The sequence below is a fragment of the Aquincola sp. J276 genome, from assembly GCF_024700035.1.
Lineage (GTDB): Bacteria > Pseudomonadota > Gammaproteobacteria > Burkholderiales > Burkholderiaceae_C > Aquincola > Aquincola tertiaricarbonis.
Map to the genome: position 1 here is coordinate 2,038,101 of NZ_JAJONC010000001.1, position 14,153 is coordinate 2,052,253.

Below are 14,153 nucleotides of genomic sequence, written 5' to 3' on the forward strand. Positions count from 1 at the left end.
GGCAATCAGAGTCCGGGATAGAGCCTGCCGCGGTTGAACACACCGCGCGGATCGAAGGCCTGCTTGAGCTGCCGGTGCAGCCTGTCCAGCGGCGGGGCCAGCGGCGCGAAGACGCCGGGCGACTTGTCGAGCGAGCGAAACAAGGTGGCATGGCCGCCGGCCTGGGCCGCGGCGGCGCGCACCTCGGCCGCGGGGAGATGGCCCACCAGCCAGCGCTGCGCGCCGCCGTGCTCCAGCAGCACCTCGCCGGCCAGCGGCAGCGGCGCCGCGGTGGACGGCAGCGACAGCCGCCAGAGCTGCTGGCCGCCCTCCACCGCCGCCAGCGCGCGCGTGTGGAAGGTGCCGGTGTGATCGCGCAGGCCCAGCCACAGCGGCTCGGCCACCTCGGGCTGCACCAGCTCGCCACCCAGCCGGCGCTGCGCATCGGCCACTGCGGCGCGTGCGCCGCGCAGCCGCAGGTACAGCCGGCCGTCGCGCCAGGCGCTGGCGTTGATGGGCAGCGGCTGCCCGCCCCAGTCGTTCAGGCGGCGGAGGGCCTCGGCCTGGTCCAGCGCAAAGGCCAGCGTGGCCTGCGCCGGCGGCACCGGCAGCACCTTGAGCGAGACCTCGCAGATCACGCCCAGGATGCCCATGGAGCCGGCCAGCAGGCGTGAGACGTCATAGCCCGCCACGTTCTTCATCACCTGGCCGCCGAAGCTCAGCAGCTCGCCGCGGCCGTTGAGCAGCGTGGCGCCCAGCACGTAGTCGCGCACGCCGCCCACCGCCGCACGCGCGGGGCCGGCCAGGCCGGCGGCCACCATGCCGCCCACGGTGCCACCCCGCGGCGCGCCGTGCGCCGCACTGGCAAAGCGCGGCGGCTCGAAGGGCAGGCATTGCCCCTTCTCGGCCAGCACGGCTTCCAGCTCGGCCAGCGGCGTGCCGGCGCGGGCGGTGACCACCAGCTCGGTCGGCTCGTAGCTGCTGATGCCGGCCAGGGCCGACACCTCCAGCGGATCGCCCGTGGCGGCCTCGCCGTAGAAGTGCTTCGTGTTGGCGCCGCGGATGCACAGCGGCGTGGTGGCATCGGCACCGCGTACCTGGTCCACCAGGCGGGCCAGCACGGGGTCGGCCGCGGTTTCCACTTGCAGGGTCGAGTCGGCGTTCATGGCTAGAACCTCGGCAGCTCGGGAAACGGCAGCAGACCCTTCTTCACATGCATCTTGCCGCCCTCGGCACAGCGCTGCAGCGTGGGGATCACCTTGCCGGGATTGAGGATGCCGGTGGGATCGAAGGCCGCCTTCAGCGCCATCATCTGGGCGTTCTCGGCAGGCGTGAACTGCACGCACATCGAGCCCAGCTTCTCCACGCCCACGCCATGCTCGCCGCTGACGGTGCCGCCCATGCGCACGCTGGTCTCCAGGATGTCGGCACCGAACAGCTCGCAGCGGTGCATCTCGTCCGGGTCGTTGGCATCGAACAGGATCAGCGGATGCAGGTTGCCGTCACCCGCATGGAACACGTTGCAGCAGCGCAGGCCGTACTTCTTCTCCATCTCGGCGATGGCCAGCAGGATGTCGGCCAGCCGCTTGCGCGGGATGGTGGAGTCCATGCACATGTAGTCGGGGCTGATGCGCCCCGAGGCCGGGAAGGCGTTCTTGCGGCCGCTCCAGAACTTCAGCCGCTGGGCCTCGTTCTCGCTCACTTCCATGCGGGTGGCGCCGCAGCCCTGCAGCACCGCCTGCATGTGCTCGATCTCCTCGGCCACCTCCTCCGGCGTGCCGTCGCTCTCGCACAGCAGGATGGCGGCCGCGTCCAGGTCGTAGCCGGCCCGCACGAAGTCTTCCACCGCGGCGGTCATCGGCTTGTCCATCATCTCCAGGCCGGCCGGGATGATGCCGGCGGCGATGATGGCGGCCACCGCGTCGCCCGCCTTCCGCACGTCGTCGAAGCTGGCCATGATGCAGCGCGCCAGCTGCGGCTTGGGCACCAGCCGCACGGTCACCTCGATGGCCACGGCCAGCATGCCCTCGCTGCCCACCATCACCGCCAGCAGGTCCAGCCCGGCGGCGTCCAGCGCGTCGGCGCCGAATTCCACCGCCTCGCCCTCCACGGTGAAGCCGCGCACCTTCAGCACGTTGTGCACCGTAAGGCCGTACTTCAGGCAATGCACGCCGCCGGAGTTCTCGGCCACATTGCCGCCGATGGTGCAGGCGATCTGGCTGCTGGGGTCGGGGGCGTAGTACAGGCCGTAGGGCGCCGCGGCCTCGCTGATGGCCAGGTTGCGCACGCCGCACTGCACGACGGCCGTGCGCGCGTACGCATCCACCTTCAGGATCTTGTTGAACTTGGCCAGCGACAGCGTCACGCCCAGCTTGTGCGGCATGGCCCCGCCCGACAGGCCGGTGCCGGCGCCGCGCGCCACCACCGGCACGCCCAGCGCATGGCAGGCCTTGAGCACGCCGCTGACCTGCGCCTCGGTCTCGGGCAGCACCACCACCAGCGGCTGCTCGCGGTAGGCCGTGAGGCCATCGCACTCATAGGGCACCGTGTCCTCGCCGCGCCACAGCAGCGCATGCGGCGGCAGCACCTGCTGCAGCGCGCGGATCACTTCGGCCTGGCGTGCGGCTCGGTCGGTCATGGCGGCCCCTTGGCGTGCTTGTGACGAAGGTTCAGGCGAAATAGCGTGCATCGCCCGTGCGCTCGGGCGACAGCAGGATGCGCGAATCCACGTTCTGGATGTTGGTGTGGCCGCAGAAGGCCATGGTCACGTCCAGCTCCTTGTGGATGATCTGCAGCGCGCGGGTCACGCCCGCCTCGCCCATCGCACCCAGGCCGTAGACCATCGCGCGGCCGATCATCGTGCCGCGGGCGCCCAGGGCCCAGGCCTTGAGCACGTCCTGCCCGCTGCGGATGCCGCCGTCCATCCACACCTCGGTGCGGTGGCCCACGGCTTCCACGATGGGCGGCAGCGCGGTGATGGTCGAGGGCGCGCCGTCGAGCTGGCGGCCGCCATGGTTGCTCACCACGATGGCATCGGCGCCCACGTCGGCGGCCAGCCGCGCATCCTCCACTTCCATGATGCCCTTGAGGATGAGCTTGCCGCCCCACTGCTTCTTGACCCACTCGATGTCGGGCCAGGACAGGCGCGGATCGAACTGCTCGTTGGTCCAGGCGGCCAGCGAGCTCATGTCGCTGACGCCCTTCACATGGCCCACCAGGTTGCCGAAGCTGCGGCGCCGCGTGCCGGCCATGCCCAGGCACCAGCGCGGCTTGGTCATCAGGTTGGCGATGTTGCGCAGCGTGGGCTTGGGCGGCGCGGTCAGGCCGTTCTTGATGTCCTTGTGCCGCTGGCCGATGACCTGCAGGTCCAGCGTGAGCACCAGCGCGCTGCAGTGGGCGGCCTTGCAGCGGTCGATCATGCGGGCCATCGCATCGCGGTCGCGCATCATGTACAGCTGGAACCAGAAGGGCTGCTGCGTGGCCGCGGCGATGTCCTCGATGGAGCAGATGCTCATGGTGGACAGCGTGAACGGGATGCCGAACTTCAGCGCCGCCCGCGCCGCATGGATCTCGCCGTCCGCATGCTGCATGCCGGTCAGGCCCACCGGCGCGATGGCCACCGGCATGCGCGCCTGCACGCCCACCATGGTGGTGGCGGTGCTGCGGTTCTCCATGTTCACCGCCACGCGCTGGCGCAGCTTCAGGCGCTGGAAGTCGCTCTCGTTGGCGCGGTAGGTGCTCTCGGTCCACGCGCCGGAATCGGCGTAGTCGTAGAACATGCGGGGCACGCGCCGTTCGGCCAGCACCCGCAGGTCCTCGATGTTGGTGATCACGGGCATGGGCTCTCGTCTCCTGCTCTTGTCAGTGCACGACCATCAGCGTGAACGGATACACGTAGGCCTGCAGCGTGACGAGGATACCCACCAGGCAGGCCAGCGCGATCGAGTGGAAGAACACGTAGCGCAGGATGTCGCCTTCATGGTTGAACCAGCGCGTGGCGGTGGAGGCCACCACGATGGACTGGGCGTCGATCATCTTGCCCATCACGCCGCCGGAGCTGTTGGCCGCGCCCATCAGGTTGGCCGACAGGCCCAGCTGCTCGGCCGCCACCTTCTGCATGCCGCCGAACAGCACGTTGGAAGCGGTGTCGGAGCCGGTCAGCGCCACGCCGATCCAGCCCATCAGCGTGCCGAAGAACGGATAGAACACACCGGTGTTGGCGAAGGCCAGGCCCAGCGTGGTGTCGGTGCCCGAGAAGCGGGTGAGCGTGCCCAGCGCCAGCATCAGCACGATGGTCAGCAGCGAGAAGCGCACCAGCCACAGCGTGCGGAAGAACTGCGACACCAGCTGCACCAGGTTGAACTTCATCACCAGGCCGCCGACGATGGCCGCCAGCAGGATGCCGGTGCCGGTGGCCGACAGCAAATTGAGCGTGTAGATGGCGGACTCGGCCGTGGGCGCCGGCACCACCGGCGGCATCTTCTGCACCAGCCTGTGCAGGCCCTCGATGGGGAAGGCCGGCGCGAAGATGCCGTTGAGGAACTTCTTCACCGAGGGCAGGCCCCAGATGAACACGAACACGGTGAGGATGACCCACGGCGTCCAGGCCTGGATCACCGCCTCGCGCGAGTGACGGGTGATGGCGCCGGGCGCCACGGCCGGGCCGCTGCCGGCCTCATGGCCCTTCAGCGAGGTACTCGTCCAGATCTTCTTCGGCTGCCACACGCGCAGGAAGCCCACCAGGGCTGCCATCGACGCGATGGCCGCGATGATGTCCACCAGCTCGGGGCCGATGTAGTTGCTGACCAGGAACTGCGCGATGGCGAAGGAGCCGCCCGTCACCAGGATGGCGGGCCACACTTCCCACATCGCCTTGCGGCCGGCGAAGGCCCAGATCAGCCAGAACGGCACCAGCAGCGAGAAGAACGGCAGCTGGCGGCCGATCATCTTGGTGACTTCCATCAGGTCGTAGCCGTGCACGTTGGCCAGCGTGATCACCGGCGTGCCCAGCGCGCCGAAGGCCACCGGCGCGGTGTTGGCGATCAGGCTCAGGCCCGACGCCGCCAGCGGCGAGAAGCCCAGGCCGATCAGGATCGCGGCCGTCACCGCCACCGGCGTGCCGAAGCCCGCCGCGCCCTCGAAGAAGGCACCGAAGGCGAAGGCGATCAGCAGCAGCTGCAGCCGGCGGTCCTGCGTGATGCCCGCGATGGAATCCTGCAGCACCTTGAAAGAGCCGTGCTTCTCGGTCAGCTGGTGCAGGAAGATGATGTTCAGCACGATCCAGCCGATGGGCAGCAGGCCGGTGAAGCCGCCCAGCATCGCCGCGCGGCCGGCCATCTCGGCCGGCATGCCGTAGGCGAAGACCGCGATCACCAGCGCGGCCACCAGGCCGGCACCGGCCGCGATGTGCGCCTTCATGTGCAGGAAGCCGAGGCCCACCAGCATCACCACCACCGGGATGGCTCCCAGCAGGGTGGAGATCAGCATGTTCCCGAAGGGGTCGTATACCTGTTGCCAGACCAAGATGAAGCTCCTCGCGTGACGTTCTTGTAGGGGTGGTTGAACTGCTGGCCACCCCGCATCACGCGGGGGCACCGCGGGGCGCACTCTAGGGTGCGCGCCTGCGCCGCTCTTGAAAGTTCTTGGCTGCGCGCGTGAAGCTTTTTCACGGCTCAGGACAAACCCTGAGGCGCCGGCCGCGCCGCACCACGGTCAGCGCAGGGCTTCGTCCAGCCAGTCGACGAAGGCCGCGCATTCCCAGCGCTCCAGCGTGCCCGGCTTCCAGCAGATGAAGTGGTGGTGCGGTGAAGGCACGCTGCGCTGCGACAGTCGCACCAGGCGGCCCGAGTCGACCCAGGCCATGCCCAGCTTGCTGCGCGACAGGGCCACGCCGAAGCCGGCCACCGCGGCGTCCAGCATCAGGCCCACGTCGTTGAACTGGGAGCCTTCGCGCGGCTCGGGCAGGTGGATGCCGCAGGCGTCGAACCAGGTGCGCCACGGCTCCAGCGGGCTGCGGATCAGCCGCGCACGACCCACCCGCTCGGCGGTGTCGAAGCCGTCGAACGGGCCGAACTCATGCAGGTACTCCGGGCTGCACACCGGGAACACCTCGTCGCTGAGCACCCGCTTGCTCTCGAAGCCGGGATAGGCGCCGTGGCCGTAGCGCAGTTCCAGGTCGGCGCTTTCGGCGGTGATGTTGAGCAGCGGGATCGACACCTGCAGGATCAGCTCGACGTCCGGGTAGGCATGCCGGAACAGCGCCAGCTTGGGCAGCAGGATTTGCCGCGAGAAGGTGGGCGTGACGGCCAGCCGCAGCTGCGTCATGCCCGGCGAGCGCAGCGCCTCGGGCGGCTGCGCCAGCAGCTTCAGCGCCGAGCGCACCTGGCCCAGGTAGGCGGTGCCGTCGGCCGTCAGGCTGAAGTCGCCGCGCTCGAACAGCTTGAGGGCCAGCTGCGATTCCAGCTGGCGGATGCGGTGGCTCACCGCGCTCGGCGTCACGCTGAGTTCGTCGGCCGCCTGGCTCACGCTGCGCAGCCGCGCCAGTGCTTCGAAGCTCAGCAGGCAGTTGATCGGCGGGATGCGGGCGGTGGCCATGTGCGGCTAGACGCCGTCGACGATGAACTCGCGCAGCCTCGCCATCGCGGCTTCGGGCTGGTCGCGCCAGGTGCCGTGGCCGGCATCGGCGAGGCTGGCGAAGCGCGACCACCGCAGCGGCAGCGCCGCGGCGATGTCCTGCGCATCGGCCAACGGGCACACCGGGTCCTGCTCGCCGGCCAGCACCAGCACCGGGCACTGCGCCCGGGCCAGGCCGGGCAGCAGGTCCATCCGTTGCTGCTCGCCAGCCGCCCAGTGGAAGAGGATCTCCGGCGTGAAGCGGCCGCGCTCGCGCGCCTGCGGATCGGCCGGCGGGCGGGTGTTGTACAGCGGCATGCACAGGCGGTCGTACACGGCCCAGGTGTCGGCGCCGGGCCGCTGCCAGAAGGCCTCGGCCGCCGTGCGCGCGGGCTCGCCGCCCAGCCGCTCGAACATCGCCAGCTTGCGCGCCAGCCCCAGGTGCGGCGATGTGCTGGACAGCACCACCCGCAGCGGATGCGCCGGATGCCGCGCGATGTAGCGCTGCGCCACGAAGCCGCCGAACGACTGGCCGAGCACGATGGGCTTGTCGATGCCCAGCGCGTCGCACAGCCGCACGATGTCGTCGGCCAGGATGTCCAGCGTGCATTCGTCCAGCGGCCGGGCATCGCTGCGGCCATGGCCCCGGTGGTCGTAGTAGACGATCTGCGCCACGTCGGCCAGCTGCGAGAACAGCGGCTTGAAGCTGGCATGGTCGAAGCCCGGACCGCCGTGCAGCAGGATGAGCGTGGGCTTCTCGCGCCAGCCTGCGCCATCGGGCACCAGGCCGGGGCCTTCGATGTCGACGAAGAGGCGGACGCCGGGCTCGATGGTGATGCGCATCAGGAGCCTGTCAAGCGAAGCGCCGGCCCAAGGACTCGGCGATGCAGACAGGCTTGGGCGTGCCCTCGCGCTCCACCGTCACCTCGCAGGTGATCTGCACGCCGCCTTCGATCGCATCGCAGGCCAGCAGCTTGAAGTGGCCGCGCAGCCGGCTGTCCACCGGCACCGGCGAGGTGAAGCGCACGCGGTTCAGGCCGTAGTTGACGCCCATGCGCGCGCCGGTCAGCTCGAAGGCGGTGGCGCCGAACTCCGGCAGCAGGCTCAGCGTGAGGAAGCCATGCGCGATGGTGGTCTTGAACGGGCCTTCGGCCGCACGCTGCGGATCGACGTGGATCCACTGGCGGTCTTCTGTGGCCTCGGCAAACAGGTCGATGCGGCGCTGGTCCACGGTGATCCAGTCGCTGGTGCCCAGCACCTGGCCCACCAAGGCGGGCAGCTCGTCGAAGCGGTAACTCTTTTTCATGCTCTTGCCTGCTCGATCCATTCCGTCAGCGGCTGCCACTGGGGCAGGTCGCGTTCCACGCGGCTCGGGGCCACGTCCCACAGCGTCAGCCCATGGGCCGCCAGCTGCACGTAGTTCTGGGTGTCGCGCAGCTGGGCCACCACCGGCACGCCCAGCTCGTCGAGGAAGTGCCGCAGCTGCTCGGCCGCCAGCGTGTGCTCGCGCACGCGGTTGGCCACGATGCCCAGCTGCACCCGGTCGCTGCGCTTGTGCTGCTGCAGCTCCTGGATGAAGGCATAGGTGGCGTGGATGTCGAACAGGCTGGGCTGCAGCGGCACCAGCACCAGGTCGGCGATCTTCATCACCTCGTCCAGCCGCCTGCCACGCAGGCCGGCCGGCGTGTCCAGCACCACGTGCGTGGTGCCCTTGGGCGGCTTGACGATGTGGTCGCGCTGCACCTCCCAGCCGCGGATGGCCGGCAGCTGCGGTGGCCGCAGGCCCAGCCAGTGGCGGGACGACTGCTGTCGGTCCACGTCGCCCAGCATCACCGCATGGCCCTGGCGCGCCATCCAGCCTGCGATGTTGGTGGCCACGGTGCTCTTGCCGGCACCACCCTTGGGATTCGCGACCACGACCACCGGCATCGTCAACTCCTCACGTTTTGAGGTTATGGTATCGAAGACTCCCCTGCTGTCCCTGCCTTGGCCTCCACCCTCGTCCTGCTGGCGCATCCCCACCTTGAACATTCGCGCGTGCATCGCGGCCTGCTGCAGGCGCTGCGGGCCCCTGGCCCGGCCGACATCGAGGTGCGCGACCTGTATGCGCTGTACCCCGATTACCTGATCGACGTGCCGGCCGAGCAGGCCGCGCTGGCCGACGCCCGCCTGGTGGTGTGGCAGCACCCGATGCACTGGTACGGCATGCCGGCGCTGATGAAGCTGTGGGTGGACGAGGTGCTGTCCTTCGGCTGGGCCTACGGGCCCGGTGGCACCCACCTGCGTGACAAGGACCTGTGGCTGGTCACCTCCACCGGCGGCAGCGTGCATGCGTACAGCGAGGCCGGCTACAACCGCCATCCCTTCGACGACTTCATGCCGCCCTACCGACAGACCGCCGAGCTGTGCGGCATGCGCTTCCTGCCGCCCAAGGTGCTGCACAGCGCCCAGCGCGCCACCGAGGCCGAACTGCAGGCCTTCTCCGCCGCCTATGTGAAGAAACTGGCCACCTACCCGGACTGGACGCTGCACCTGTCGCCGACCGAGGAGCACACCATTCCCGTGGCCAGCAGCGACCGCCCCGCGGCTGAATGAGCATGGAACACGGCAGCACCTGGCTGGGCACCACGCTCGTCTACCTGGCCGCGGCGGTGATCGCGGTGCCGCTGGCGCGGGCCGTGGGCCTGGGCTCCATCGTCGGCTACCTGGCGGCGGGCATCGTCATCGGGCCTTCGGGCGCCGGGCTGGTGAGCGATCCGCAGGCCATGCTGCACTTCGCCGAGTTCGGCGTGGTGCTGATGCTGTTCCTGGTGGGCCTGGAGCTGGAGCCGCGCCGCCTGTGGGCCATGCGCCAGCCCATCTTCGGCTGGGGCAGCGTGCAGACCTTCGGCTCCACCGCCGCCCTCATGGGCGTGGCGGTGGCCGCGGGCGTGGACTGGCGGCTGGCCCTGGTGGGCGGGCTCGGCCTGGCGCTGTCATCCACCGCGATCGGCCTGGGCGTGCTGGCCGAGCGCAACCTGATGGGCACCAGCGCCGGCCGCAGCGTGCTCAGCGTGGCGCTGCTGCAGGACATCGCGGCCATCCCCATCCTGGCGCTGGTGCCGCTGCTGGCCTTCGGCGACGCGGCGCAGCACGACAACGGCTGGCTGGAGGCGGCCAAGATCGTGGGCGTGATCGCCGCCATCGTGCTGGGCGGCCGGCTGCTGCTGCGGCCGGCGCTGCGCTGGATCGCCGGCAGCCGCACGCCGGAGATCTTCACCGCCGCCGCGCTGCTGCTGGTGGTGGCCATCGCCGCGCTGATGCAGGCGGTGGGCCTGTCGATGGCGCTGGGCGCCTTCCTCGCCGGCGTGCTGCTGGCCGAGAGCGAATACCGCCGCGAGCTGGAAACCGACATCGAGCCCTTCAAGGGCCTGCTGCTGGGCCTGTTCTTCATCGCGGTGGGCATGACCATCGACTTCCGCGTGCTGCTGGATTCGCCCGGCCTCATCGCGGCCATCGTGCTGGGCTTCCTGCTGCTGAAGATCGTGGTGCTGGTGGCCATGGCCCGCTGGATGCCGATTCCGCTGGCCGAGCGGCCGGTGTTCGTCATCCTGCTGGCCCAGGGCGGCGAGTTCGGCTTCGTGGTGTTCCAGACGGCGCAGCAGGCCGGCGTCATCACCGCCGCGCAGTCGTCGCTGCTGGCCGCGGTGGTGGCACTGTCGATGCTGCTGTCGCCGGTGCTGCTGGTGCTGTCCGACCGCTGGCTGGTGCCACGGCTGGCGCGCCAGAACCCGCGCCAGCCGGCCGATGCCGCCAGCGAGCTCAAGGAGCCGCAGCATGCGCCGGTCATCATCGCGGGCTTCGGCCGCTACGGGCAGATCGTCGGCCGGCTGCTGCTGGCCAACGGCATCCCCTCCACCGTGCTGGACCATGATGCCGACGCCATCGACACCGTGCGCCGCTTCGGCGTGCCGGCCTTCTATGGCGATGCCACGCGGCTGGACCTGCTGCGCATCGCCGGCGCGGCCGATGCCCGGGTCATCGTCATCGCGCTGGACGACGTGGACCAGAGCCTGAAGCTGGTGGACCTGGTACGGCAGCACTTCCCGCAGCTCACCATCGTGGCCCGCGCCCGCAACGTGACGCACTACTACGGCCTGCGCGACCGCGGCGTGACCCTGATCGAACGCGAGACGCTGGACGCCGCGCTGATGAGCGGCCGCAGTGCGCTGGAAGCAATGGGATGGCAGCCGCATGCCGCCCGCCAGCGCGCGATGCTGTTCCGCCGGCACAACGTGGCCCTGCTGGAGCGCATGGTCCCGCACTTCCGCGACGAGGCCAAGCTCATCGCCATCACCAAGCAGGGCCGGCAGCAGCTGATGGAGCTGTGGGCGCGCGAGCGGGAGCAGGCCGCCCAGACGCGCGGGCATGGGGGCTGGTACACCGACCGCGACGGCGACACCGAGCCGCCCCCGGGCTGAAACGCCCGGCCGGGCCGGCTACCGAAGCCCGTCCCACAGCAGCTTGCTGCCCGTCAGCAGCATGCCGATGGCGAACAGCCGGTAGAAGAGCTGCGGCGACACCCGCCGCACCAGCTTGACGCCGGCCCAGACGCCCACCGGGGCCAGCGGGGCCAGCGCCGCCGAGGTGGCCAGGTTGCCCAGGTCGATCAGGCCCAGCCAGGCATAGGGGATCCACTTCGAGGCATTCACCGCCGCGAAGAAGACCGCCATCGTCGCGGTGAAGCGCACCGGCTCCAGCCGCAGCGGCAGCATGTAGAAGCTGATCGGCGGCCCGCCCGCATGCGCCACGAAGCTGGTGAAGCCCGAGACGGTGGCCAGCCCGAAGCCCAGCCAGCGCGGCGGCGGCGGCGCGTCGGCCCGCGGCGGAAAGGCCGTGCGTATCGCCAGGAACAGCAGCGTGATGGCGCCCACCACGCCGGCCACCACCTTGGCCGGCAGCACGCCGAACAGCAGCGTGCCGATCACCGTGCCGAGCAGGCCGGCCGGCAGGATGAGCCTGATCAGCTTGCGGTCGAACTCCTTGATGAAGGCGGCCAGCCCCAGCCCGTCCATGATGGCCAGCAGCGGCAGCATGATGGCCGCGGCCTGCGGCACCGGCACGGCCAGCGCCATCAGCGGCACCGCCAGCGCACCGAAGCCGGCGCCAAAGCCGGTCTTGCTCAGGCCCATCAACAGCACCGCGGGCACGGCCACGGCATAGAACCAGGGATCGGTGATCACGTCGTCAGGGTCTCGTGCCGCACGGCTTCTTCGGCAATCCACTGCGCCGCCCGCTCCGCGATCATCAGCGTGGGCGAGTTGGTGTTGCCGCTGGTGATGGTGGGCATCACGCCCGCGTCCACCACGCGCAGGCCGCGCACGCCGCGCACGCGCAAGCGGGCGTCCACCACCGCCATCGGGTCGTCGTCGCGGCCCATCCTCGTGGTGCCCACCGGGTGGAAGATGGTGGTGGCGATGTCGCCGGCCAGCCGCGCCAGTTCCTCGTCGGTCTGGTACTGCGTGCCGGGCTTCCACTCCTGCGGCTGGTAGGGCGCCATCGCCGGCTGCGCGACGATGCGGCGCGTGAGCCGCAAGGACTGCGCGGCCACCTGCCGGTCCTCCTCGGTGCTGAGGTAGTTGGGCGCGATGGACGGCGCCTCGTCGAAGCGCGGGCCGCGGATGCGCACCCGGCCGCGGCTGGTGGGATTGAGGTTGCAGACGCTGGCGGTGAAGGCCGGAAAGCCATGCAGCGGCTCGCCGAAGGCATCCAGGCTCAGCGGCTGCACGTGGTACTGCAGGTTGGGCCACTCGCGCTGCGGATCGCTGCGGGCGAAGGCGCCGAGCTGGCTGGGCGCCATGCTCATCGGCCCGCTGCGGTTGACCGCGTACTCCAGCCCGATGCGCGCCTTGCCCAGCAGGCTGTTGGCCAGCACGTTGAGCGTGCTCACCTTCTGCACCTTGAACACCGCGCGGATCTGCAGGTGGTCCTGCAGGTTCTCGCCCACGCCGGGCAGCTCATGCAGCACGTTCACGCCATGCTGGGCCAGCCACGCGCCCGGGCCGATGCCCGAGAGCTGCAGGATCTGCGGCGTGCCGATGCTGCCGGCGCTGAGGATCACCTCGTGCCGGGCCTTCACCGTCACCGATTCGCGCCCGTTCCAGAACCTCAGGCCTGTGCAGCGCATGGTGCCGTCGCCATCGGCCTGCAGCACCAGGCGCTGCACCTGCGCACCCACTTGTATGGACAGGTTGGGCCGCTCCTTCGCCGGCCGCAGGAAGGCCTTGGCGGTGTTCCAGCGCCAGCCGGCGCGCTGGTTCACCTCGAAGTAGCCCACGCCTTCGTTGCTGCCGCGGTTGAAGTCGGGCGTGGGCGCGATGCCGGCCTGCTCCGCCGCGCGGGCGAATGCGTCGAGGATGTCCCAGCGCAGCCGCTGCCGCTCCACCCGCCATTCGCCGCCGGCGCCACGCGCGCGCAGCGACTGCAGGTAGGCATCGTCGCGCGCGCCTTGCGCCTGGCCGCGCAGCACCGCCGGCATCGTGCCCGCGGCGCCGTGCAGCGCGTCGGCGCCACCATGGTGGTCCTCGTGCAGCAGGAAGTAGGGCAGCGTGTTGCGCCAGGCCCAGGCATCGCTGCCGGTGGCGGCGGCCCAGCCGTCGTAGTCGCGCGACTGGCCGCGCATGTAGATCATGCCGTTGATGCTGCTGCAGCCGCCCAGCGTGCGGCCCCGCGGGTAGCGCAGCTGGCGGCCGTTGAGGCCGGCGTCGGCATCGGTCTGGTAGAGCCAGTCGGTGCGTGGGTTGCCGATGCAGTAGAGGTAGCCCACCGGGATGTGGATCCAGTGGTAGTTGTCGGCCGGCCCGGCCTCCAGCAGCAGCACCCGCCGCTGCGGATCGGCGCTGAGCCGGTTGGCCAGCAGGCAGCCGGCGGTGCCGCCGCCGACGATGACGTGGTCGTAGAGTGCCTCGGGCATGGCCTGTCGTCTCCGCTGTTCTTGTACTGCCCGGCGCAGCGAGCCCGGCGGGTGCATGTTAGGCGCTGGCGGGCGGACGACGCGGCCGCAAGCCACCACGGCCACCCGGGCCGTCCCCGCGCGCGACAATCCAGCCTATGTTCCAGCCCAGCCAACACGACGTCCGCCGCTTCTTCTGCGAGGTGCTGCGCAAGCAGCGCGAGGGCATGCCGCTGGTGCCGATGGAGGCGGTGGCCGCGCCCTGGATCGACGAGCATCCCGAGTACCACGGCGACCTGTCGGACCTGGAAGCCGCGCTGGCCGCCAGCTACACGGTGGAAGAGGGCCGCACCAATCCCTTCCTGCACCTGAGCATGCACCTGTCGATCAGCGAGCAGGTGGCCATCGACCAGCCCACCGGCATCAAGCAGGCCTTCGGGCTGCTGGCGGCCAAGCTGGGCTCGGTACACGAGGCGCAGCACCAGATGATGGAATGCCTGGGCGAGATGATCTGGGCCTCCCAGCGCAGCGGCCTGCCGCCCGACGGCCAGGGCTACCTGGAGTGCGTGCGCCGGCGCGCCACACGCCGTTAGCCGGCCCCCAAGCTCGCTGCGCTCGCGCCCCCCAAGGG

13 protein-coding genes are annotated in these 14,153 nt (G+C 70.4%); 3 read left to right on the forward strand and 10 right to left on the reverse strand.

The features are described 5' to 3' along the window. Window positions 1-5: 5 nt before the first annotated feature. From glcE to LRS14_RS09380, 8 genes are all read right to left on the reverse strand, one after another. Window positions 6-1,145, reverse strand: coding sequence for a glycolate oxidase subunit GlcE (gene glcE, locus LRS14_RS09345; RefSeq protein ID WP_257799363.1), 1,140 nt, complete (start codon window positions 1,143-1,145; stop codon window positions 6-8). A gap of 2 nt (window positions 1,146-1,147) precedes the next feature. Beyond that, window positions 1,148-2,617, reverse strand: a complete 1,470-nt coding sequence (locus tag LRS14_RS09350) for an FAD-linked oxidase C-terminal domain-containing protein (protein WP_046111610.1) — start codon at window positions 2,615-2,617, stop codon at window positions 1,148-1,150. A 31-nt stretch (window positions 2,618-2,648) separates the two neighbouring features. Further along, entirely contained in the window at window positions 2,649-3,818 is a 1,170-nt protein-coding gene (locus tag LRS14_RS09355; protein WP_257799364.1) for an alpha-hydroxy acid oxidase, read from the reverse strand. A 22-nt stretch (window positions 3,819-3,840) separates the two neighbouring features. Next, a complete protein-coding gene (locus LRS14_RS09360; protein ID WP_257799365.1) occupies window positions 3,841-5,502 on the reverse strand; it encodes an L-lactate permease in 1,662 nt (553 codons plus the stop codon). 189 nt (window positions 5,503-5,691) lie between these two features. Continuing rightward, entirely contained in the window at window positions 5,692-6,573 is an 882-nt protein-coding gene (locus tag LRS14_RS09365) for a LysR substrate-binding domain-containing protein (protein WP_046111607.1), read from the reverse strand. Window positions 6,574-6,579: 6 nt separating this feature from the next. Then, window positions 6,580-7,434, reverse strand: a complete 855-nt coding sequence (locus LRS14_RS09370; RefSeq protein WP_257799366.1) for an alpha/beta fold hydrolase — start codon at window positions 7,432-7,434, stop codon at window positions 6,580-6,582. Between the two features lie 10 nt (window positions 7,435-7,444). Further along, entirely contained in the window at window positions 7,445-7,897 is a 453-nt protein-coding gene (locus tag LRS14_RS09375) for a MaoC family dehydratase (RefSeq protein ID WP_257799367.1), read from the reverse strand. Further along, window positions 7,894-8,520, reverse strand: coding sequence for an AAA family ATPase (locus LRS14_RS09380; RefSeq protein ID WP_257799368.1), 627 nt, complete (start codon window positions 8,518-8,520; stop codon window positions 7,894-7,896). The genes LRS14_RS09375 and LRS14_RS09380 overlap by 4 nt, the downstream gene beginning before the upstream one ends. 57 nt (window positions 8,521-8,577) lie before the next feature. Here LRS14_RS09380 and LRS14_RS09385 point away from each other — a divergent pair, with 57 nt between their 5' ends. Further along, window positions 8,578-9,186, forward strand: coding sequence for an NAD(P)H-dependent oxidoreductase (locus LRS14_RS09385; RefSeq protein WP_052736080.1), 609 nt, complete (start codon window positions 8,578-8,580; stop codon window positions 9,184-9,186). A 2-nt stretch (window positions 9,187-9,188) separates the two neighbouring features. Then, window positions 9,189-11,051: a glutathione-regulated potassium-efflux system protein KefC gene (gene kefC / locus LRS14_RS09390; protein WP_257800444.1), complete on the forward strand. Its 1,863-nt coding sequence runs from the start codon at window positions 9,189-9,191 to the stop codon at window positions 11,049-11,051. Window positions 11,052-11,069: 18 nt separating this feature from the next. Here the strand turns inward: kefC and LRS14_RS09395 are convergent, their stop codons facing one another. Continuing rightward, window positions 11,070-11,813, reverse strand: a complete 744-nt coding sequence (locus tag LRS14_RS09395) for a sulfite exporter TauE/SafE family protein (protein ID WP_310740816.1) — start codon at window positions 11,811-11,813, stop codon at window positions 11,070-11,072. Beyond that, window positions 11,810-13,543, reverse strand: a complete 1,734-nt coding sequence (locus tag LRS14_RS09400; protein ID WP_257799369.1) for a GMC family oxidoreductase — start codon at window positions 13,541-13,543, stop codon at window positions 11,810-11,812. The genes LRS14_RS09395 and LRS14_RS09400 overlap by 4 nt, the downstream gene beginning before the upstream one ends. A gap of 137 nt (window positions 13,544-13,680) precedes the next feature. Between LRS14_RS09400 and LRS14_RS09405 the strand changes: the two genes are divergently transcribed. Next, window positions 13,681-14,115 carry a DUF1841 family protein gene (locus tag LRS14_RS09405; RefSeq protein ID WP_257799370.1) on the forward strand — a complete coding sequence of 145 codons (435 nt, stop codon included), beginning with the start codon at window positions 13,681-13,683 and terminating at the stop codon, window positions 14,113-14,115. Window positions 14,116-14,153 lie beyond the last annotated feature (38 nt).